Origin of the sequence: Tsuneonella suprasediminis (assembly GCF_003605755.1) — a bacterium.
In the GTDB taxonomy this organism is placed as follows: Bacteria; Pseudomonadota; Alphaproteobacteria; order Sphingomonadales; family Sphingomonadaceae; genus Tsuneonella; species Tsuneonella suprasediminis.
This window is the reverse complement of the sequence record NZ_RAHJ01000018.1, coordinates 263,962-283,003: the sequence shown is the minus strand read 5'-3', so window position 1 is coordinate 283,003 and position 19,042 is coordinate 263,962. Positions and strand designations below refer to the sequence as shown.

Annotated in this window: 18 protein-coding genes and 1 pseudogene; 6 read left to right on the top strand and 13 right to left on the bottom strand. The window is 63.6% G+C overall.

Features of this window, described 5'->3' with window-relative positions:
* Positions 1-5 precede the first annotated feature (5 nt).
* The 4 genes and pseudogenes from D6858_RS16265 to D6858_RS07325 form a co-directional block, all read right to left on the bottom strand.
* Positions 6-188 (bottom strand): annotated as a pseudogene (locus D6858_RS16265) (DUF2155 domain-containing protein); the annotation flags it as partial.
* Between the two features lie 224 nt (positions 189-412).
* Positions 413-811 (bottom strand): NADH:ubiquinone oxidoreductase subunit NDUFA12, encoded by a 399-nt coding sequence (locus tag D6858_RS07335; protein WP_120109546.1) that lies wholly within the window; start codon positions 809-811, stop codon positions 413-415.
* A gap of 48 nt (positions 812-859) precedes the next feature.
* Entirely contained in the window at positions 860-1,312 is a 453-nt protein-coding gene (locus D6858_RS07330) for a DUF192 domain-containing protein (protein WP_240623750.1), read from the bottom strand.
* 65 nt (positions 1,313-1,377) lie between these two features.
* On the bottom strand, positions 1,378-1,869 hold the full coding sequence (locus tag D6858_RS07325) for a regulatory protein RecX (protein WP_240623749.1): 492 nt from the start codon (positions 1,867-1,869) through the stop codon (positions 1,378-1,380).
* 224 nt (positions 1,870-2,093) lie between these two features.
* Here D6858_RS07325 and D6858_RS07320 point away from each other — a divergent pair, with 224 nt between their 5' ends.
* Complete coding sequence (locus D6858_RS07320; RefSeq protein ID WP_120108633.1) at positions 2,094-3,833, top strand: fatty acyl-AMP ligase; 1,740 nt, start codon at positions 2,094-2,096, stop codon at positions 3,831-3,833.
* An 84-nt stretch (positions 3,834-3,917) separates the two neighbouring features.
* Here D6858_RS07320 and D6858_RS07315 read toward each other — a convergent pair whose 3' ends face one another.
* Genes D6858_RS07315 through D6858_RS07305 form a run of 3 tightly spaced genes read right to left on the bottom strand, consistent with a single transcriptional unit; the run spans position 3,918 to position 6,183 of the window.
* Positions 3,918-4,223, bottom strand: a complete 306-nt coding sequence (locus D6858_RS07315) for a polyhydroxyalkanoic acid system family protein (protein ID WP_120108631.1) — start codon at positions 4,221-4,223, stop codon at positions 3,918-3,920.
* Positions 4,223-4,975 carry a hypothetical protein gene (locus tag D6858_RS07310; protein ID WP_120108629.1) on the bottom strand — a complete coding sequence of 251 codons (753 nt, stop codon included), beginning with the start codon at positions 4,973-4,975 and terminating at the stop codon, positions 4,223-4,225. The genes D6858_RS07315 and D6858_RS07310 overlap by 1 nt, the downstream gene beginning before the upstream one ends.
* Positions 4,975-6,183: a toxic anion resistance protein gene (locus D6858_RS07305; protein ID WP_120108627.1), complete on the bottom strand. Its 1,209-nt coding sequence runs from the start codon at positions 6,181-6,183 to the stop codon at positions 4,975-4,977. The genes D6858_RS07310 and D6858_RS07305 overlap by 1 nt, the downstream gene beginning before the upstream one ends.
* Before the next feature lie 159 nt (positions 6,184-6,342).
* On the opposite strand from D6858_RS07305, the gene D6858_RS07300 reads away from it, so the two are divergent.
* Complete coding sequence (locus D6858_RS07300) at positions 6,343-7,911, top strand: TIGR00341 family protein (RefSeq protein ID WP_120108625.1); 1,569 nt, start codon at positions 6,343-6,345, stop codon at positions 7,909-7,911.
* Here the strand turns inward: D6858_RS07300 and ygiD are convergent.
* Positions 7,898-8,689: a 4,5-DOPA-extradiol-dioxygenase gene (ygiD, locus tag D6858_RS07295; RefSeq protein WP_240623748.1), complete on the bottom strand. Its 792-nt coding sequence runs from the start codon at positions 8,687-8,689 to the stop codon at positions 7,898-7,900. The two genes, D6858_RS07300 and ygiD, sit on opposite strands and share 14 nt — an antisense overlap.
* A 30-nt stretch (positions 8,690-8,719) precedes the next feature.
* Positions 8,720-9,955 carry an RsmB/NOP family class I SAM-dependent RNA methyltransferase gene (locus tag D6858_RS07290; protein ID WP_120108623.1) on the bottom strand — a complete coding sequence of 412 codons (1,236 nt, stop codon included), beginning with the start codon at positions 9,953-9,955 and terminating at the stop codon, positions 8,720-8,722.
* A 54-nt stretch (positions 9,956-10,009) separates the two neighbouring features.
* Between D6858_RS07290 and D6858_RS07285 the strand changes: the two genes are divergently transcribed.
* The gene (locus D6858_RS07285) at positions 10,010-10,168 is read left to right on the top strand and encodes a DUF1674 domain-containing protein (RefSeq protein WP_120109540.1); all 159 of its coding nucleotides are present in this window, start codon (positions 10,010-10,012) and stop codon (positions 10,166-10,168) included.
* Complete coding sequence (locus D6858_RS07280; protein ID WP_120108621.1) at positions 10,168-10,425, top strand: helix-hairpin-helix domain-containing protein; 258 nt, start codon at positions 10,168-10,170, stop codon at positions 10,423-10,425. The genes D6858_RS07285 and D6858_RS07280 overlap by 1 nt, the downstream gene beginning before the upstream one ends.
* Before the next feature lie 606 nt (positions 10,426-11,031).
* Here the strand turns inward: D6858_RS07280 and D6858_RS07270 are convergent.
* The 4 genes from D6858_RS07270 to D6858_RS07255 are packed head-to-tail and all read right to left on the bottom strand — an operon-like array spanning position 11,032 to position 16,805.
* Entirely contained in the window at positions 11,032-12,444 is a 1,413-nt protein-coding gene (locus tag D6858_RS07270) for a cytochrome P450 (RefSeq protein ID WP_120108619.1), read from the bottom strand.
* A gap of 36 nt (positions 12,445-12,480) precedes the next feature.
* Positions 12,481-13,512 (bottom strand): ferrochelatase, encoded by a 1,032-nt coding sequence (gene hemH / locus D6858_RS07265; protein ID WP_120108617.1) that lies wholly within the window; start codon positions 13,510-13,512, stop codon positions 12,481-12,483.
* Complete coding sequence (locus D6858_RS07260) at positions 13,509-15,818, bottom strand: xanthine dehydrogenase family protein molybdopterin-binding subunit (RefSeq protein WP_120108614.1); 2,310 nt, start codon at positions 15,816-15,818, stop codon at positions 13,509-13,511. Before D6858_RS07260 ends, hemH begins: the two co-directional genes overlap by 4 nt.
* Before the next feature lie 3 nt (positions 15,819-15,821).
* Positions 15,822-16,805 (bottom strand): Mrp/NBP35 family ATP-binding protein, encoded by a 984-nt coding sequence (locus D6858_RS07255; RefSeq protein WP_120108612.1) that lies wholly within the window; start codon positions 16,803-16,805, stop codon positions 15,822-15,824.
* Between the two features lie 76 nt (positions 16,806-16,881).
* On the opposite strand from D6858_RS07255, the gene hflK reads away from it, so the two are divergent.
* Positions 16,882-18,075 carry an FtsH protease activity modulator HflK gene (gene hflK / locus D6858_RS07250; protein WP_240623747.1) on the top strand — a complete coding sequence of 398 codons (1,194 nt, stop codon included), beginning with the start codon at positions 16,882-16,884 and terminating at the stop codon, positions 18,073-18,075.
* Positions 18,075-18,923: a protease modulator HflC gene (gene hflC / locus D6858_RS07245; RefSeq protein ID WP_120108610.1), complete on the top strand. Its 849-nt coding sequence runs from the start codon at positions 18,075-18,077 to the stop codon at positions 18,921-18,923. Before hflK ends, hflC begins: the two co-directional genes overlap by 1 nt.
* Positions 18,924-19,042: the final 119 nt, after the last annotated feature.

Sequence of the window (19,042 nt, the reverse complement as noted above, 5' to 3'; positions counted from 1 at the left end):
GATTCCTTGAACAGCCAGCCGGAAAACACCTTGTTCCATTTGGGCGTCTGACCGGCGGAGGCCGCGCGGCGGACGAACACTTGCGTGAACGCGCCGGTCTGACGCGGCCATTCCCACGGCGCGGTCCGCTCGCAAGCGGCCAGCCGCACGACCACATCGCCAAACCGCTTCGCTTCGCCCGGCTTCATTTCGAAAGTCTGCTGCATGTAATTGCGCTTGTTCAACACACCGATTTTGGCGATGCGCTCTTTCATCGGTGTCGCTGCACCCGGATCGGCCGGTTGCGGCAACTTGGGCGCGGCCATATCCGGCAGATCGTCGGGGATGCCGGTATCCTGCGGCTCGGGCGGAGGCGCGGCCTTGGTGCACGCCACCAGCGCGAGCGGCAGGAGGACAGCAACCGCGCGCATTGTCAGGCGTCCGGGCTCCACGCCTCGTAATCGCCGGTGGCGCTGGCCCGCTTGCCGCCACGCTGCAGCGCACCTTGCGGCAGGTATGCTCCGGCAGTGCCGGTGGCATTGGGCGTGTAATCCACTTCCCAGATTTTCGGCGGGGGCAGGCGGCTTTCAGGCACATCGTCGAACGCGCCGTGCAACCAGCCATGCCATTCGGCCGGAACCCGGCTGGCATCATTGGCGCCGTTGTAGATCACCCAGCGGCGTTCGCGCCCGTCGGGCAAAGGCTTGCGCCCCCTGAAATAACGGTTGCCCTGCGCGTCGGTGCCGACTTCGATCCCATTGCGCCAGCTGAAGAGCGCGGTGCCGATGGTGGCGCCGTTCCACCAGGTGAAAATTTTCGCAAGAAAGTTCATGGTCCGCCGGTTAGCCGATTCGCGCGCGAGCGCCAAGCACCAAGGCGATCACCATTTCACCTCTGTCCCCGGCCCGATGCCCAGTTGCGCCGCGCGCCCGCCCGGCAGCTCCAGCACGGCGCTGGTCATCCCGTTGGCTGTGACCGGCGTCAAGGAATAGGGTTCGGTATTGGCCGATATATTCATCACCCGGTGATCGACGCCAATAAACACGATATCGAGGGGAAGCGGCGTGTTCTTCATCCAGAAACTGGCCACATCGGGCGGATTGCGGGGAAAGATCATTCCTTCGTCCGGCCCCAGATGTTTGCGGAACATCAGCCCTTTGGCCTGCTCCGCATTGCTACTGGCCACTTCGGCATGAATCACATGCGGCCCGCTGGCGGTTTGCAGAGTGACGGGGATGACCGACAGGCCCGATTCGGGATGAACTGCATGCGTCGGCGCGGCGGGCTTCGCCTCGGTCGCCCCTTGCGGCGAACAGGCCGCCAGCAGCGCCACCGCCGCGGCCAATGCAATGCAAGGCCGGAAACAGGAGGGGCGGGATGAACGGATCGCATGGTGGATCACAGGAAATCGTCCTCTTCGGATTCGTCGGCTTCGGCAGCCCATTGTTCGACCGCTGCCACCGAATGCGCCTCTACGACCGTGCGCGCAATATCGAATCGATGCCCTGCCCGCACGATTGCGGCGATCTGTTTCTCACGAATTGCCGGATCGGGCGCAGCGCGGCTCCACGGACCGAACCGCCTGCGCGTCGCCAGCTTGATCGCCGCCCGCCTTATTCCTGCCTCGTCCGGGCTCAAACCCGCGTGAAGTTCGGCCGAAATCCCAGCCGCATCGAGGTCTTGCGCGACCCGGCGCGGGCCGTACCCGCGTTGCAGCAGACCGTCGCGCCGCGACTGCGCCCAGGCGGCATCGTCGACATATCCCCTGTCTGCAAATCGCTCTACAATTGCATTCAGGTTCGGCTCACCGGCACCGTCCCAACCCCGTTCGCGCACTTTGCGGGCAAGATAGTCGCGCAGTTTGCCGGTGCTGGTGGAAAACCGGGCCACGTAAGAGAGCGCAATTTCTTCAAGACGTTGCGCGTCAAGCGGGGCCGGTTTGCGGCGGGATCGGGGACTATTGCTGACCATTCTTGCCATAATGGTGCCACACTGTGTAACGAATGGGAAACTTTGAAACACCTGTGCATCGGGGCAATCGTGCTCCGAAGGAACAATAACCATCAACGGATGCGCCGGAACGGGCGCGCTGCAAGCGGGTTTCGCCTCCACACATGACCGACACCACTCTTACCCCTACTCCGAACGATTGCGCTCTTCCGCGCCGCCGGTCGGATTTCGCCACTTTTGCCGAAGCGATCGATTACGCTGCGCGAAGCGAGAAGGGTCTCAATTTCCACGATATGCGCGGCGATCTCGTGCGCCCCTATCCCTATCGCGAATTGCGCGACGACGCGCTGGCGGCGGCCCGCCGTCTGATCGCGTCGGGTATCGGCAAGGGCGATCGCGTCGCGCTGATCGCGGAAACCGGCCCTGAATTCGCTGCGCTGTTCTGCGGCTGCGTCTATGCCGGGGCATGGCCAGTGCCGCTACCTCTGCCGACGACGTTCGGCGGGAAAGAAAGCTATATCGATCAACTCGCGGTCCAGCTGGAAAGCAGCGATCCGACGATCCTGATCTATCCCGGCGAAATCGCCGAGATGGCGCAGGCCGCTGCCGAACGGCAAGGTTGCGAAGGATCGAGCTGGCAGGACTATGCCCTGCGCGATGCGCCCGATGTCGATCTGCCTACGCCCGACCCGGACGATATCTGCTATTTGCAATATTCCAGCGGCTCGACCCGTTTCCCCACCGGGGTTGCGGTGACGCACCGCGCGCTGCTGCATAACCTGTATGGCCACGCGACCGGCGTGAATCTGGGCGAAAACGACCGGGTGGTGAGCTGGCTGCCATGGTATCACGATATGGGGCTGGTCGGCTGTTTCCTGTCGCCCATCGCCAATCAGGTAAGCTGCGATTACTTGCGGACCGAACATTTCGCGCGGCGGCCGCTGGCATGGCTCGATCTCATCAGCCGCAACGCAGGCAATACCCTGTCGTATTCGCCCACCTTCGGCTACGACATCTGCGCCCGGCGTATTTCCAGCCAGAGCAATGTGGGCGAACGGTTCGACCTGTCCCGCTGGCGCACTGCGGGCAACGGGGCGGATATGATCCGGCCCGACGTGATGCAGAATTTCGTCAACGCCTTCGCCGGTGCCGGGTTCAGGGCCAGTGCCTTCACCCCCAGCTATGGTCTGGCGGAAGCGACGCTGGCGGTCACCGTGATGCCTCCGGGCGAAGGCATCCGCGTCGAGCTGGTCGAGGAAGAGCGCCTGTCGGGTGCCGACCGCGATCTCAGCCGCCCGGCCCGCTATCGCGCGATCGTCAACTGCGGCAAGGCCTTGCCCGACATGGATATCGAAATCCGTGGCGAAGGCGACACGATCAGGGGCGATCACCAGATCGGCAAAGTATGGTGCCGTGGCCCCAGCGTAATGCATTCGTACTTCCGCAATCAGGAAGCGACCGACGAATGCCTCGTCGATGGCTGGCTCGATACCGGCGACATGGGCTATATGGCCGATGGTTATCTGTTCATCGTCGGCCGTGCGAAAGACATGATTATCATCAACGGCAAAAACCACTGGCCGCAGGATATCGAATGGGCGGTGGAACAACTGCCCGGCTTCAACCACGGCGACATCGCGGCATTCGCAGTCGAAACCGAAAATGGGGAAGAAGCGCCTGCGGTGCTGGTCCATTGCCGCGTGTCCGACCCGGAAGAACGGATCAAGCTGCACGAACAGATCCGCGACAAAGTGCGTGCGATCACGGGCATGAACTGTGTGGTCGAACTCGTACCGCCGCGCACTCTGCCGCGTACCAGCAGCGGCAAGCTGAGCCGGGCCAAGGCCAAGCGGCTGTATCTGTCGGGCGAAATCGAACCGATCAAACTGCTCGAAGCAGCCTGAGAACCATCGCAGCGGATTGAGCGCGGGAGGGGCGGCAGCGTTTGCGCGCCTGCCCTTCACGGCGCATCCGCACCGGTGAAGCGCTTATTCCTTCGGCGGGGCCAGCAGTTTCTGGCCACCCTTTTCCACCGCGCCCCGGATCATCGGCTCCAGAAACGACAGCATCATCGGCAATTGCACTTCGAACACCAGCTGACCGGGTTCGAGATCGACATTGCCCGACACCTCCTGCCCCATCGCGCCGATCGTCATGCTCATCCGATCGTCGCTGGGCCAGGCGGTTTCCACTGTCGCGCCGCCGGGAACATAGTCCGCGATTTCATGGCTTTTCGCCTTCATCCGCTGGCGGACGGTATCGTTATCGAGATTATGCGGAATGGCCACACGCATCAGGTTCGCTCGCTTTCCGGGCTGTCGGGATCGCCGTATTTGTAATCGAGATAGCGGGTCCGCACCGCCAGATCGTCCAGCGCGCCATCGGCCAGCTGGCGGGTAACGTGATCGATTTCTTCGCTGATCTTGCCAAGACTGCGGGTAATCTGTTCGTCGGGCGTCGCGCCGGCGCGCTTCTCGGTGCGGAGATGGGCGGGAATCTTGCGATAGCTGTCGACCATTTGGGGCAGCGTTTCCCCCACCAGAGTGCGGACTTCGCGCGCCGCCGGGTGGTTCTGATCCACGCCGTCAAGCTGCAGGCCCAGCGCATCGAGCTGGACCCCGATCTTGCCGACCATATCGGCGGCGGGGGCAGGCAGCGCGGGGCGTTGCGCCTCCAGCCACAATTCGGTGCGCCCGACCAGTTGTTTCGCATCGCCGCGATTGAGTTCGGCGCGCTGAGGCACTTTCACTTTCGGGAAATTGCCAAACACCCATGCCGCCACCACGACCGCCAGTGCGATTGCCATAACCCCGGTAAAGCCGATCCCGTTGAGGATAATTCCGGCAACAGAGGCCGTGACCATGATCGCAAACACCGCACCCACGAAATAAGTGATGCGTTTCACGATGTTGTCGCGCTTCAACTTGGCCGATCCGCGCCCGATAGAGCGCGCCGGGCGGTGAGTGCCGCCATCGCGCTGCACCGTCAGCGAACGGCGCGCATCGCCCAGAATACGGTCACTTTCGCGGGTGCTGTCGCCTGCCATCAGCTCTCCACCGACAGCAGTTTCGATTCACCGACCTGCGCCTGCGCCTTGGCCTGCCCTTCGGCACGGGCGATATAGCCTTTCGACCTTTCGACTTCGCTGGAGAGCGTTTCGACCGTCTGCTTCATGCTGTCGAGCGCGCGCAGCTTGAAGGTATCGACTTCGTCCATCGTATCGTAAATGTTCTGGAACGCGCGTTGCAGCGTTTCCAGCGGGATCGTGCTCGATGCCGCCTGTTCGTGGATCTTGCCGGTCTGTTCGCGCAGCATCGTGCTGGTCGAATCGATAATCCCGGCGGTGGTCTGGTTGAGCGCGGTGATCTGCCCCAGCACGAGCCGCTGATTGGTCATCGCTTCGGCCACGGTGACCGCCGTGCGGAGCGCGCCAACTGTCGTGGTGCTGGCGCGATCCACGCCCTTCACCAGTTCGACGTTGTTTTTCTTCACCAGATCGAGCGCGAGATAGCCCTGTACCGACACCGCCATCTGCGTCAGCAGATCCTGCGTCCGCTGGCGGACATAGAACAGCGCGGTTTCGCGGATCGCCTTGGCCTTCGCCGGATCGGTCGCGTCGAGTTCGGCGGCCTTGTCTTCCAGCTTTTCGTCCAGCGTTTTCGAAATGTGGACCATCTGTTCCAGATTGCCCATCGCTTCCCACAGCTTGGTCCGTTCCACGTCGATAGCGGCGTTGTCCATCAGCAGCTCGTCCTTGCCGCTGGCCAGATTGGTCAGGATCGACTGGATATGGGTCTGCGCGCTCTGATAGCTGCGGAAGTAATTGTTGAGCTTGTTGCCGAACGGGATGATGCCGAGGATCTTGCGCCCTTTCGACAGCTTTCCCTTGCGGCCCGGATCGAGGTCTTCGACCACCCGGCGCAATTCGGCCAGATTGGCGCCAACGCCTTCGTCCTTGTCCATCGCGCGCACGGGGCGGTCGAGGAACCGGTTGGACTGCTGCGCCGCCGCCATGATTTCCTTGCGGCCCATATTGGTGATCTGGTCGACCTTCTGCCCGAATTCGGGCGAATTGGCATCCTGCGAGACCAGATCGGCCACGAACGAATCGACTTTCTCTTCCAGCTTCGATTTCTTCTCGTCGCTGACAGGAACGAGGCCTGCGGCGCGTTCGGCGCTTACCTGCGGCACCGGATCGGGCGGCGTCAGTTCCAGATCGTTCGCAGTGGCGGTCTTGGTTTCAGTCGCGGTCATCTGTCGTGCTGGCTCCATTGGCGGAATGGGTACAATACCTTAGACTGTATTAGTGCGATAAGACACAGGTTTCAAGCAAATCCCGCCCTGTGGCATCGCCCCGCCCATGTCGCACAGCGAGGCTTCCCAAGCCCCAGCCTTGCGGATAAGCCCTGCCTGATGAGCGAGACAAACGCCCCCCCGCCCCCATCTGCGGGCACGACTGCCGCCTCCATCCCGCACGAAGGTCACTTCGCCGCTGTCGTCCATAGCTGGCAGCAGTGGTGGCGCACTTCTGTTACCTCCACCGTCGATCAGGCGGCGGTGATCGAAAAGCGGCGCGAAGATTGCGATACTTCCGCCCGCTATCTGTTTCTGACTGCGATGAGCGGGGGGATCGCAATCCTCGGCCTGCTGCTGTCCAGCCCGGCAGTGGTGATCGGGGCGATGTTGCTGTCGCCATTGATGGGGCCGATTATCGGCCTCGGTTTCGCGCTGGCAATCGGCGATTACCAGTGGCTGCGCCAATCGGCCAAATCGCTGCTTTACGGCAGTGCGATGGCGGTGTTTCTCTGCGCGCTGATCGTGTTCTTCTCTCCGATCCAGACAGTGACGAGCGAAATCGCCAGCCGTACACAACCCAACCTGTTCGACCTGCTGGTCGCGCTGTTTTCCGCGATGGCGGGCGGATATGCGATGATTCGCGGGCGCGAAGGCACTATCGTCGGTGTGGCCATCGCCACGGCTTTGATGCCGCCGCTGGCCGTGGTCGGTTTCGGGCTGGCGACCCTTAACTGGACGGTGTTTCAGGGCGCGCTGCTGCTGTTCATTACCAACCTGATCACGATCGCGCTCACCGCGATGGTGATGGCGCGCATCTATGGCTTCCGCACCGAGTTGAGCCAGCGGCAAACCCATTTGCAGAACCTGATCGTGGTGCTGGTGTTTATCGCACTCGCCGTCCCGCTCGGATACTCGCTGATTCAGATTGGCAAGCAAGCCAATGGCGAACGACTGGTGCGTGGCGAATTACAGGATCTGTTCGACACCAATTCGCGCCTCAGCCAGATCGATATCGACTGGCGGACCGATCCGGTAACCATCGACGCCACAGTCCTGACGCCGAAGCTGGAGCCGGATGCCGAAAGCAAGGGCAAACGTGCGCTGGCACGAATTCTGGGGCAGGACGTCGATCTCAAACTGACGCAGTACAAAGTCGGCACGGGTGCCCAGGCGGCGGAAGCCGCTCAGCTCGCTGCCGCCGAAGCGAAAAAGCGCGAGGCGGAACTGGTCAAAGTCGATGAACTGACGCGCGAACTGGCGCTGGTGGCCGGTGTTTCCTCGAAAGACGTGATCGTCGACCGGGAAAACAACCGTGCGCTGGTGCGGGCGAAAGCACTCCCCGGCGCGACTCTGGCGACATATCAGGCGCTTGAATCCCGCATCGCGGCCGGTGTACCCACCTGGCAGGTGCAGATCCTGCCGCCACCCGGCGGTGCATTGCCCACAATCGCATTCGTGGCCGATGGCGATAACAAAGGCCAGCCGACCGAGGCGGGGCGCCGCGCGCTCGCGTTGGTGGGATGGGCTGCACAGCGCAGCGGTATGGCCGTGGCCCTGCGCGGCGGGACTGCGGCCGAACGCGAAACCGCCGCTGCGATTCTGGCCGATTCCAACGTCACCCCTAAGCTCGAACCCGGCGGCCCGCAGATGACCGCGCACTGGGTAACGAACGTTAGCGCGTCGTAAGACCGAGGCCGTAACTGGTCATCGACAAGCCGCCATATTCGTAACCGCGCAGCAGAGTCGCGGGCGTTTCGCCCGCTGACTGCGCCAAGCCTGCAAGATACAGCAGCGGCAGGTAATGATCGGGCGTGGGCACCGCCAACGCATAGTCGGGATGCCGCGCCAGCGACAGGATATCGCCTGCCGGATCGCCCAGTTCGGCAACGACGGCATCGTCGAATCGCTCGGCCCAGTCGTATCCCTGCCCCGCCATCTTCCAGTCGACCTGCCGCAAATTGTGCACCACGTTGCCGCTGCCCAAAATCAGGACGCCGCGCTCTCGCAATGGAGCCAGTGCCGCGCCAAGCGCAAGGTGATATTCCTGCGGACGGTCGGCATTGAGCGATAGCTGGACGACCGGCACATCCGCATCGGGGAACATATGCGCCAATACGCTCCACGTGCCGTGGTCCAGCCCCCACTGATCGCTGTCGGCCATCACTTGTTCGGGCCTGATCGCTTCGACAATTTCATCGAACAGATCGGGCAAGCCGGGTGCCGGGTACTGATAATCGAACAGTGCCTGCGGAAACCCGTAAAAATCATGAATGGTGCGCGGATGCGCCATCGTCGTCACCGCAGTGGCACCGATATACCAGTGCGCCGAAATCGACAGAATCGCCCGCGGGCGCGGCAGACTCTCACCGAGCGACCGCCACCCCTGAGTATAGCGGTTGGCTTCGAGAGTGTTCATCGGGCTGCCGTGGCCGATGAACAATGCGGGCATCGTCTGATCTGTCATGACAGTCAGATAAGCGCCCCGCGCCCGATGTCATCCGGCGGCGCGGAACCGGGCAATGAAAAATCCATCCAGCCCACCGGCATCGGGCAACATAGCAGGATCGGTTCGCACCCAGCCTTCCGCCGTGGGCTGCAACCCGGCGGGCAGTTCCGCTGCAGTGACCGGTGCGGGCGGCAGTGGACATTGCACGGCCTGCGCCTCCCCCTCTTCCGGTTCGAGCGAGCAGGTCGCGTAAACCAGCATTCCACCCGGTGCCAGCCACTGCGCCGCCCGCACGAGAATTGCCGCCTGTAATTCGGCCATCTCTGCGATCTGCGCCGCGTGGATACGGTGCAGCACATCGGGGTGGCGGCGGGCGGTGCCGGTGGCGGTACACGGCGCGTCGAGCAGGATCGCATCGTATGTGCAGCCCGGTTCCCACGTCAGCGCATCGGCGGCGACGACTTCGGCGCTCAGCCCGGTGCGGTCGAGATTGTCGACCAGTCGGTCGAGCCGCTTGGCGCTCTTGTCCACGGCAGTCACCTGCCAGCCGGCCGCCGCCAGTTGCAATGTCTTGCCACCCGGCGCCGCACACAAGTCCAGTACGCGCCGTCCTTCGCCAGTGCCCAGCAAGCGAGCGGGGAGCGAAGCAGCGATATCCTGCACCCACCATGCGCCCGCTTCGAACCCTGCCAGCCGTTCTACAGCGCTGCCCCGCGCCAGCCGGACATGGCCGGGGGCAAGGCTGGTGCCGCCCAGTTCCGCAACCCAATGTTCAGTCTGGCTCCAGTCCTTGATCGCCAGATCGAGCGGGGGCAGTGCCGCCAGTGCAGTGGCGATTGCTCCAGCCCGCTCCCCCCACCGCGCGACTACCTCCGGCGGCAATGTGGGTGCGACGGGCAATGCCACGCCCTGTTTCACCAATGCAGAGAAAACCCCGTGGGCCAGACGGCGCGGCCCGCCGGTGAGCAGTTCCAGCCCGGTGGCGATCACCGCATGCGGCGGGGTATCCAGCCGCAGCCATTGCGCCAGCATCATCCGCAGCACCATACGCGGCTTGGCATCGTCGGGCAGAATCTGCTGTGTCGCACCGTCGATCATGGCATCGAGATCGCGCAGCCAGCGCAGACTTTCCCCGGCGATCGCGCGGGCCAGCGCCCGGTCGCTCGGCGTCAGCCCCTTGGCAGCAGACCGCTCCGCCAGATCGAGCGTCTCGCCCCGGCGCAACACTGCATCGAGCATACGGAGCGCGGCGGTGCGCGCGGGTAATCCCTGAACTTTGGCCATAGCGCGCCCCTATCCGCGATTGCATCGGCTGGCCAGCGGGTCCATTCTATGGACATGACTGAAAAGACCACGCCCCCTCGCAAGAAATTCGAGAAACCCGCCCACTGGACCAACGAACCCCTGCCCAGGCCGCAAGAGGGCAAAGTGGACGAGGAACTCAGCCCCACCCGTTATGGCGACTGGGTGAAAGACGGAATCGCCGTCGATTTCTGATGGTGCGCCAGTTCTCTGCCGATGAACGCGCTGCCCTGCTGGCGATCAGGGGCGTGGGGCCGACCGTGATCCAGCGGCTGGAGGAAATCGACGTCGCCAGCTTCGATGATCTGGCCAATACATCGGTTGAAACGGTGTGCAATCGTGTGGCCGCTGCGCTGGGTACATCGTGCTGGAAAAACAGCCCGCAGGCAAAAGGGGCGATTGCCGCTGCGATCGATTATGCGCGAACTCAAACGGGCGCGATGAGCCAATAACCGGTATCCCGCTTATGGTGCCCCACTGCGTTCACAATGACGAGGGCAGAAGGAAGGCGGTGGCGGAGGAGCCAGATCGGTCACTCCCCCCACCCCCCGTCACCCCGGCCTCCAAGCCGGGGTCCAGCTCCCCTAGCGCAGCGCGGAAGAACAGCGGGGCCCCGGATCAAGTCCGGGGCGACGGTGTGCTGGGGGCTGAGGAATGGCGCGGGTTGCTGGTCGTGGCTGCCGTGCCGCCGGGCGACTCTTCTGCCGCCACCCGTTACACCCACGAGTCTCCGCATCCCCTCGTCATTGCGAACGAAGTGAAGCAATCCATGGCCAGAGGTTTCCGCCCACTACTCCGGCTGTGGCGGGGCGAGGCGCGCCCCATGGATTGCCACGTCGCCTGACGGCTCCCCGCAATGACGAGGGGAAGGGAGGTAGTAGCCGGGTCGCTCCACCCACCCCCCCGTCACCCCGGCCCTGAACCAAAGTCCAGCTCCCCTAAGCGCAGCGCGGAAGAACAGCGGAGCCCCGGATCAAGTCCGGGGCGACGGTGTGCTGGGGGTGCGGGCTTGCACGGGAGTGACGGGCTTGCGTGTTACGCCGACTGCGGCGCCCGGATCACAACGGCTTGAATTCCACCTTCAGCCCATCTCTCGGTTTCGGAATCGGCCAGGCCTGCCAGTCGGGCGTATAACCCGGTTCGATCTCGATCCTGTATTGCTGCAGCAACTGCGCCATCAGAATCTTCACCTGCATATAGGCGAAGTGCAGGCCCAGGCACATATGCGCCCCGCCGCCAAACGGCACCCAGGCATATTTATGGCGCGCCTTCTCTGCCTCGCGCGTGAAGCGCATCGGATCGAACCGCTCGGGATTATCCCAGTGTTCTTCCGAATGGTGCACCAGATGGGTGTTGATCCCGATCCCCGCCCCGGCAGGAATGGTATATCCGCCGAATTCGAACGAACGCAGCGCCCGGCGCGGCGTGCTGGGCACCGGGGGCACGATCCGCAGCGCTTCCTTGAACGCCATTTCGGTCAGTTCCATCTTGCCCAGATCGCTATATTCCAACGGGCGCGGCTTGCCCTGCGCGTCCGGCCCACCAGTCACGGCGATCGCTTCCTGACGCAGTTTTTCCTGCCATTCGGGATGCATGGCCAACTGCCACACCAGCGTCGTCGCGCTGGAGGTGATGGTGTCGTGCGCGGCCATCATCAGGAAGTTCATGTGATCGACCACTTCGTCCACCGGCAGCAGGCTGCCGTCTTCGCGCGTGGCAGTGGCGAACTGGCTGAACATATCCTGCCCCCCGCCCTCGGCACGGCGGCGGTGGGTTTCGGCGGTGAAGTATTCCACCAGATATTTGCGACCATCGACCCCGCGCTTCATCATGGTGAACGGCAACGGAGTGCGGATCGGCGCGACCGACGCCTGCACCATATCGACGAACGCGGCATTGATCTTGTCGGCTTCTGGCCCCCACGGGATGCCGATGAAGCTGTCCGCCGCAAGGTCGAGCGTCAGCGACTTGATCGCTGGATAGAATTCGCGCCGCCCTGCCCAGTTCTTCGTTTCCTGCGCGATCCCACGGTTGAGCGCCCCGGCATAGTGGCGCATCGGTTCGGGCTTGAACGCAATCGACAGCGCCCGCCGGTCCGCCCGGTGATGGTCGAAATCCATCAGCATCAGCCCACGCGGAAACAACTGATCGAGCAACGGGCCCCAGCCCTGTTCGGAAGAAAACAGCTTGTCCCGGTCGAACAGTACCAGTTCGTTGGCATCGGCACCGACCAGCATCACGCCCCAGCCACCGAAAGCGCGATTTTTATAAACCGGGCCATATTTGGCGACCATATCCCGCGCAAAGCCGTGCGGATCGGCCAGCATACGGAATGTGTTGCCGACTACGGGCCAGCCGGATTCGCCGGGGATATGCGCGACATCGGCTTCGCTCAGCCGCCCTTGGGTCCAATGTTTGGGCGGGGCGCTATGGGGCGTTTCCGCCGGTACAGCAGGGGCGAGCGTTGCCATCGAATCCTCCGTAGTTATTTACCCCAATGTAAATAACTACGGGCAGTTAATCCAGCCCGACAATTCGCGCCGCACCAGCGCATCGAGCATCGCCATCCCCGCATCGCCCGCGTTGAGGCAGGCAAGCGCGGCGAACCGTTCACCCCCTGCGGCCAGAAACTGTTCCCGCCCGCGGATCGCCAGCTCTTCCAGCGTTTCGAGGCAGTCCGCGGAAAAGCCCGGCGCGGCAATGGCGATTCGTTTGGCACCGGACCGCGCCTCTTCCTCCAGCACGGCGTCAGTCGCCGGTTCAAGCCACTTGGCCTTGCCAAAGCGGCTTTGAAACGTAGTCGCGAAACGCATGTTCGGGCGGTTCATCGCCGCTTCCAGCAGACGGGCGGTCTTCTGACACTGGCAGTGGTATGGATCGCCCAGTTCCAAGGTCCGCGCAGGCATCCCGTGGAAACTGAGCAGCAGGAGATCGGGGGCAAAGTCCAGCGCATCGAGCTGCGCGCCCAGATCGGCTGCCAGCGCATCGATATACAGCGGATCGTCGTGGTACGCGGGCAGAGTCCGCATCGCCGGTTGCCAACGCATTGTCCGCAGGCTGTCCGCAGCTTTGTCCACAACCGTCGCGGTCGTCGCGGCACAGTATTGTGGGTAGAGTGGAGCCAGCAGGATACGGTCGCACCCGACCTGTTTCAGCCTCGCGAGTTCATCCGCGATAGCGGGCTGGCCATATCGCATCGCCCAGCCGACCTGCACCCCGTCCCCCAGCCGCGCCTGCAGCCGTTCTGCCTGCTCAGCGGTGATGGCGGCGAGAGGCGAACCTTTCTCGGTCCAGACCTGCCGGTAAGCATGGGCGCTTTTCTTCGGGCGGGTCGTCAACACGATCCCGCGCAGGATCGGCTGCCACACCAGCGCGGGGATTTCGACCACGCGCGGATCGGAGAGGAATTCGGCCAGATAGCGCTTCACCGACCGCGCATCGGGCGCATCTGGCGTGCCGAGATTGACCAGCAGGACGCCAACCCCACCCGTCTTAACCGGCGGATGATCGGGCGGAAGAGACTGAAATTGTTCGCTCATATACCCTCGGAAATGAGCGGCAATCGCCGCATACGCAAGCCCGTTGCCGATTGCAGAGCGTTGGCAATCGCCGGCGCAGCAACCGCCACGCCGATTTCACCGGGATCGGCCGGCAGCCCGTTGCCTGCGATAAATTCCACAGTCACTTCGGGGGCATCGCCCAGTCTCGGCAAAGCCAGCCCCGCCAGACGCCCGCTGGCGGGAGCCCCTTTGCTGTACGAAAACGCCGATCCGGTCGCCAGCCCCATCCCGAACAACAGTCCGCCTTCGATCTGCTGGCGCGCGATATCGAGATTGACGATCCGCCCCAGATCGACCGCAGCGGCCAGTTTGCTGACTTTCACCCCGCCATCGCCCGCGTGAGCAGTGGCGATGCAGGCGATCCGGGCTACAGCCTCTTCCGGTGCATCGGGCTCAGCGCTGTTGCCCGTGCCCCTGTCCCCACCGATACGCCAGCAGGCGATGCCTTGCCCGCTCTTGTCCGCGCCGCCATCCCATTGGGCCATCCGCGCGGCGCGTTGCAGGCATTCGGCTAGCCGCGGATCTTCGCCCAGCAATTCCATACGATACGACAGTGGCTCGCGCCCCACGCGCTTCGCCAGCTCGTCGATAAAGCATTCGACCGTGAACGCGAGATAGGCATGGGCATTGCCGCGCATCCGCCCACTGGGCAGGCCGACGTTCACCGGCACATGATCGATCGCGATATCGGGAATGGCATAAGGCACCAGCGCCCCTTCGAACGCCAGCGGATCGGCGGTACTATCGGTCACCCGCAAGGCCGCTTCCGCTGTTTTGTTGTCGAACAGCCGCTTGCCAAATTCGCGCACAGTGGCAGGCATCGCCACGCGCAGGCGCAAGCCGGTGGGCGAGCCGTTTTCCTGCGCGGTCCACCCGCTGGCGAGGCACGCCAGTGGTGCGCGCGGGCGACCGGCAACCGCCTCCTGCGCGCGCGACCAGATCAGTTGCACCGGGCGGCCCGCTGCCTGCGCCAGCACGGCGGCTTCTATCGAGTGGTCGTGTTCCAGCCGCCGGTCGAAACTACCGCCTGCCCCAACCGGGTAAAGCACCACATCACGGTCCGAAAGGCCCACTGCACGGCCCGCCGCCCGCCGCGCATGTTCGGGCGCCTGACTGGCGACCCACAGTTCCAGCCGCCCATCGGCCAGCCGCGCGGTGGCACTGGCAGTCTCCAGAGTCGCATGAGTCGCCGGAGCAATGTCGTAGCGATAGGTGACCGACGGTTCACCCAGCGCCGCATCGCCGCCACCGCGTGTGGCGATACGCACCGCATCGCCTTTCAGCAGAGCATTATCCAGCTTCTGTTCGATAGTGTCGCTATCGGGCGCGGCGGACAGTTTGAAGCGTGGCTTGAGCGCTTTCAGCGCCTGCTCCGCCGCCCACCATGTCTCACCCAGCGCAGCGATCCAGCGTGGGTTCTTCACCACCTGCACCAGCCCGCGCACTTTGCGCGCAGCGGCCAGATCGAAGCCGGACAGCTCCTCTGTTCCTACCGGCCCGTGATGGATCGCGGCATAGATCATATTGGGCAAGCGCACATCGCCTGCGAACAGGAAGCTGCCATCGACCTTCGCCGGCAGATCGAGCCGCGGGTACGGCACCGTCTCATCTTCGGCCAGCAGCCCCGGCCCTTCGCCATATGGCTGCGGATTTATCGGTGGCGGATCGGGCGGCGAGAAGCGTGACGCGTCCCCTGCCAGTGCCGCGAACGATAGCTGTTTGCCATTGTGGAACACGAACCCGCTGTGCGCGTCGCATTCTTCCCATGCCACACCCCAACGTTCGGCGGCGGCCATTACCAGCATCGCCCGCGCTGCGGCGGCCGCTTCGCGGGCAGGCCCTTCGAATGCCGCCAGCGACAGCCCCTCGGCCGTAGCGTTGAAAGGTTCCTCCTGCGCGTAACGCAAAGCCAGCAGCGCGTCAGGTTGTTCGGCAAGGCCCGGCATCATCGGCATCCATAGCGGCGCCCATTTGGCCGCCAGCGGAACATTGGCATATGCGCCCGACACCGGCGCAGGCTCCACCGCAATCTGTCGCCAGTCGGCACCCAGCTCAGCCGCGACCAGTTGCGGCAACAGAGTCGTGATCCCCTGCCCCATTTCCAACTGCGGCACAGCTACGGTCACGACTCCATCGTGGGCGATTTTCAGCCAGGCGCCGAACGCCCATTCCCCGCGGCCGGGGCTGAGCGGCGTCTCGAATTCGCGCGGCCACAGGCTCCACGCGACAACCAGCCCGCCGCCGACCGCCGCGCCTGCCAGCAATCCGCGCCGCGACAGCTGCACCGGTCAGCCGCCCCTGCTGTCCAGCCACGCACCCAGACGGGTGGCGATCGCCGCGAACGCTTCCGCCTGTGGCCCGTCACCCGCAGCGGGCGGTTCCCCCGCGTCGCTCGCTTGCCGGATCGCGAGATCGAGCGGGATACGGCCCAGGAACGGCAGACCTTCCGCCTCCGCTTCGCTTTCCACTGCACCGCGCCCGAACGGATCGCTGATTTCGCCGCAATGGGGGCAGGCATAACCAGCCATGTTCTCGACCATGCCGATCACCGGCACCTGCGCCTGCGCGAACAGTTCGGCGGCACGGCGCGCATCGATCAGCGCCAGATCCTGCGGAGTGGATACGATCACCGCCCCGGCTGGCTTGTGTTTCTGAATCATCGTGATCTGCACATCGCCCGTGCCCGGCGGCAGATCGAGCAGCAGGACATCGACGCCCGACCAGTCGGCTTCCATCATCTGCACCAGTGCACCGCCCGCCATCGGGCCGCGCCATGCCACGGCCTTGCCCGGATCGACCAGATGGCCGACCGACAGAACCTTCACACCATAAGGACTGTCGAGCGGGATCAGTTGCTTGTCCCGCGCCTTGGGACGCTGCCCCTGTGTATGAAGCAAAGTCGGCTGGCTGGGGCCATAGATATCTGCGTCCACAACACCCACCCGGCGTCCGGCCCGTGCCAGCGCGACCGCCAGATTGGTGGTCAGCGTCGATTTACCGACCCCGCCCTTGCCCGATCCCACGGCCACGATCACCGGGCCACTTGGTTCGGCTGCAGGCGCCCGATCCGCCATCAGCGCAACGCGCACATCGGCCACCCCTTCGACAGCCGAAAGCGCCGATTTCGCCTCGCTTTCCAACGCGGAGCGTTCGCGCGGATCCATCCCAGCTGCGTCGAGAACGACTGTAACGGTGCCGTCGCGGGATTTCAGCGAACGCACACGGGCAGCGATTGAGGCCGGTAAGCTGGCTCTGAGCAGGTTTTCATCCATGGTGCGGCCCGCACTAGCAGCAAAATCGCTGCCGCAACCCCTGTTTTTCCTGCGATCCCCACCTATAAGGGGTTCCATGAAGATCACTGATGGGTTGGGACGCATGTTTGGCCGGGGTCCCGGCGGCATGGCAATGGCTGGAAAAAATCCCTGGGGCGGCTCCGGTAACGGTGGCGGCACTAATGGGGATGGCGATGGTTCGGGCGGTGGCACGGATGGCGGCGATGGTTCTGGCCCCGATGGCGACAAACCGCGCGGGCCACGCAATCCGTGGCTGCCCGGCGGCGGCGAACCGCGCCGGTCGGCGTCAATCGAAGATATCTTTCGCCAGCGTGGCCCCGAAGGCCCCCGGCGCGGTGGGCCTGGTGGCCCCGGTTTCCGTATGCCTGGTGCAGGTGGCGGGCGTAACTGGTTCCCTGTCGCAGTACTGGGCATCGCGGCGGTCTGGCTGGGCTTTTCGATGTTCCATCAGGTCGGCCCGAAGGAACAGGGCATTGTTACCACTTTCGGCAAATACAGCCGCACTTTGCAGCCGGGCCTCAATATCACTGCCCCCTGGCCGATTCAGGAAGTCGATGTCGAAGAAGTCAGCGAATTCCGCATCGATCAAATCCCAGAGGGGACCGGGCAGAAACTGATGCTGACCGGGGATCAGAACCTCGTCGACCTCAGCTATATCGTCCGCTGGAATATCAAGGATCTGAAGCAGTTCCGTTTCCAGCTCGACGACCCCTCGCAAACCGTGCGTGAAACGGCAGAGGCCGCGATGCGCGCCTCGGTGGCGGAACGCAGGCTCAACTCGGTGCTGTCCGGCGCGGGCCGTGCCGATATCGAACTGGCGGTGAAAAACCGGATGCAGGCGATCCTCGATGCCTATAATTCCGGCGTTTCGATCCAGGGTGTCGAAATCCGCAAGACCGACCCGCCCAAGGAAGTGGAAGATGCGTTCAAGAACGTGTCCGCCGCGCAGCAGGAAGCGGAAAGCTATATCAATCAGGCGGAGGCTGCCGCGCAGCAGGTGCTGGCCCGCGCACAGGGCGATGCTGTGGCATTCGACAAAGTCTATGCCGAATACAAACTCGCCCCCGAAGTGACCCGGCGGCGGATGTATTATGAAACAATGGAGCGTGTCCTGCGCGATACCGACAAGACCGTGGTCGAAGCCCCCGGCGTGACCACATATCTGCCGCTACCTGAAATGCGCCGCGGTGCGAAACAGTCCGCCAACAACAGCACTACGCCAAGTGCCAAGCCGGCGGAGGGCCAGTGATGGACAAGCTCTTCGAAAATTATAAATCGCTGCTGATCGCAGTGGCTGTGGGCGCGGTGGTGATCCTGTCGTGCTTCACCATTGTACCTGAAAACGAACAGGCGGTGGTGGTCCGCGCGGGTCGCCCCGATCGGATTATCAACCGCTTCGCCCCCAATGAACCATATGGCAGCACCGGCGCGGGCGTTGTCGCGCGTATTCCGTTTTATGAGCGGCTGGTGCGGATCGATCGCCGCATCCTGAATGTGAACATGGAACCGCAAACCGTGCTCTCCACCGACCAGTTGCGGCTCAATGTCGATGCCTATGCCCGCTATCGGATCATCGATCCGGTCAAGATGGTACAATCGGCAGGTACTCTGGACACGGTCGACACGCAACTTTCAGCCATCCTCAGCTCTGTCGTGCGGCAGGAACTGGGGCGGCGCAGCTTCGCTTCGCTGCTGACCGCTGAACGTGGCACCACGATGGCGAACATTCGCAAGAAGCTCGACACGCAGGCGCGCAAATATGGCGCTCAAGTGCTCGACGTGCGGATCAAGCGGGCCGACCTGCCCGAGGGCACCCCTCTGCAATCGGCATTCAACCGGATGCGAACCGCGCGCGATCAGGAAGCGAAAACGATCCTGGCGCAAGGGCAGAAGAACGCTCAGATCATCCGCGCGGAGGCCGATGCACAGGCTGCGAAAATCTATGCCGATGCATTCGGCAAGGATCCGGGGTTCTACGATTTCTATCGCGCCATGCAGAGTTATGACACGACATTCTCCGACGGGTCGAAGGGATCGAGCTCGATTATCCTTTCGCCGGATAACGAATATCTCAAACAATTCCGTGGGAAACAGTGACGATTACAGGTGTGTTCAAACGCCGTTAAGCCCAGCGGGCGTGTGTAGCCGCGCGGGGACGAACCGGGACCTTGCACCATTCAGGCGCCAAGGCCCGCGACAGATGAAGAAGAGGAAGC

What these genes read in the sequence shown, in the direction of transcription:
- hflC (WP_120108610.1), top strand. Translation starts at nt 18,075, where the DNA reads ATGGACAAGCTCTTCGAAAATTATAAATCGCTGCTGATCGCAGTGGCT.
- D6858_RS07310 (WP_120108629.1), bottom strand. Translation starts at nt 4,975, where the DNA reads ATGGCAGGCGACAGCACCCGCGAAAGTGACCGTATTCTGGGCGATGCG.
- D6858_RS07285 (WP_120109540.1), top strand. Translation starts at nt 10,010, where the DNA reads ATGACTGAAAAGACCACGCCCCCTCGCAAGAAATTCGAGAAACCCGCC.
- D6858_RS07335 (WP_120109546.1), bottom strand. Translation starts at nt 811, where the DNA reads ATGAACTTTCTTGCGAAAATTTTCACCTGGTGGAACGGCGCCACCATC.
- D6858_RS07320 (WP_120108633.1), top strand. Translation starts at nt 2,094, where the DNA reads ATGACCGACACCACTCTTACCCCTACTCCGAACGATTGCGCTCTTCCG.
- D6858_RS07305 (WP_120108627.1), bottom strand. Translation starts at nt 6,183, where the DNA reads ATGACCGCGACTGAAACCAAGACCGCCACTGCGAACGATCTGGAACTG.
- D6858_RS07290 (WP_120108623.1), bottom strand. Translation starts at nt 9,955, where the DNA reads ATGGCCAAAGTTCAGGGATTACCCGCGCGCACCGCCGCGCTCCGTATG.
- D6858_RS07280 (WP_120108621.1), top strand. Translation starts at nt 10,168, where the DNA reads ATGGTGCGCCAGTTCTCTGCCGATGAACGCGCTGCCCTGCTGGCGATC.
- hemH (WP_120108617.1), bottom strand. Translation starts at nt 13,512, where the DNA reads ATGAGCGAACAATTTCAGTCTCTTCCGCCCGATCATCCGCCGGTTAAG.
- D6858_RS07315 (WP_120108631.1), bottom strand. Translation starts at nt 4,223, where the DNA reads ATGCGTGTGGCCATTCCGCATAATCTCGATAACGATACCGTCCGCCAG.
- D6858_RS07270 (WP_120108619.1), bottom strand. Translation starts at nt 12,444, where the DNA reads ATGGCAACGCTCGCCCCTGCTGTACCGGCGGAAACGCCCCATAGCGCC.
- hflK (WP_240623747.1), top strand. Translation starts at nt 16,882, where the DNA reads ATGAAGATCACTGATGGGTTGGGACGCATGTTTGGCCGGGGTCCCGGC.
- D6858_RS07255 (WP_120108612.1), bottom strand. Translation starts at nt 16,805, where the DNA reads ATGGATGAAAACCTGCTCAGAGCCAGCTTACCGGCCTCAATCGCTGCC.
- ygiD (WP_240623748.1), bottom strand. Translation starts at nt 8,689, where the DNA reads ATGACAGATCAGACGATGCCCGCATTGTTCATCGGCCACGGCAGCCCG.
- D6858_RS07300 (WP_120108625.1), top strand. Translation starts at nt 6,343, where the DNA reads ATGAGCGAGACAAACGCCCCCCCGCCCCCATCTGCGGGCACGACTGCC.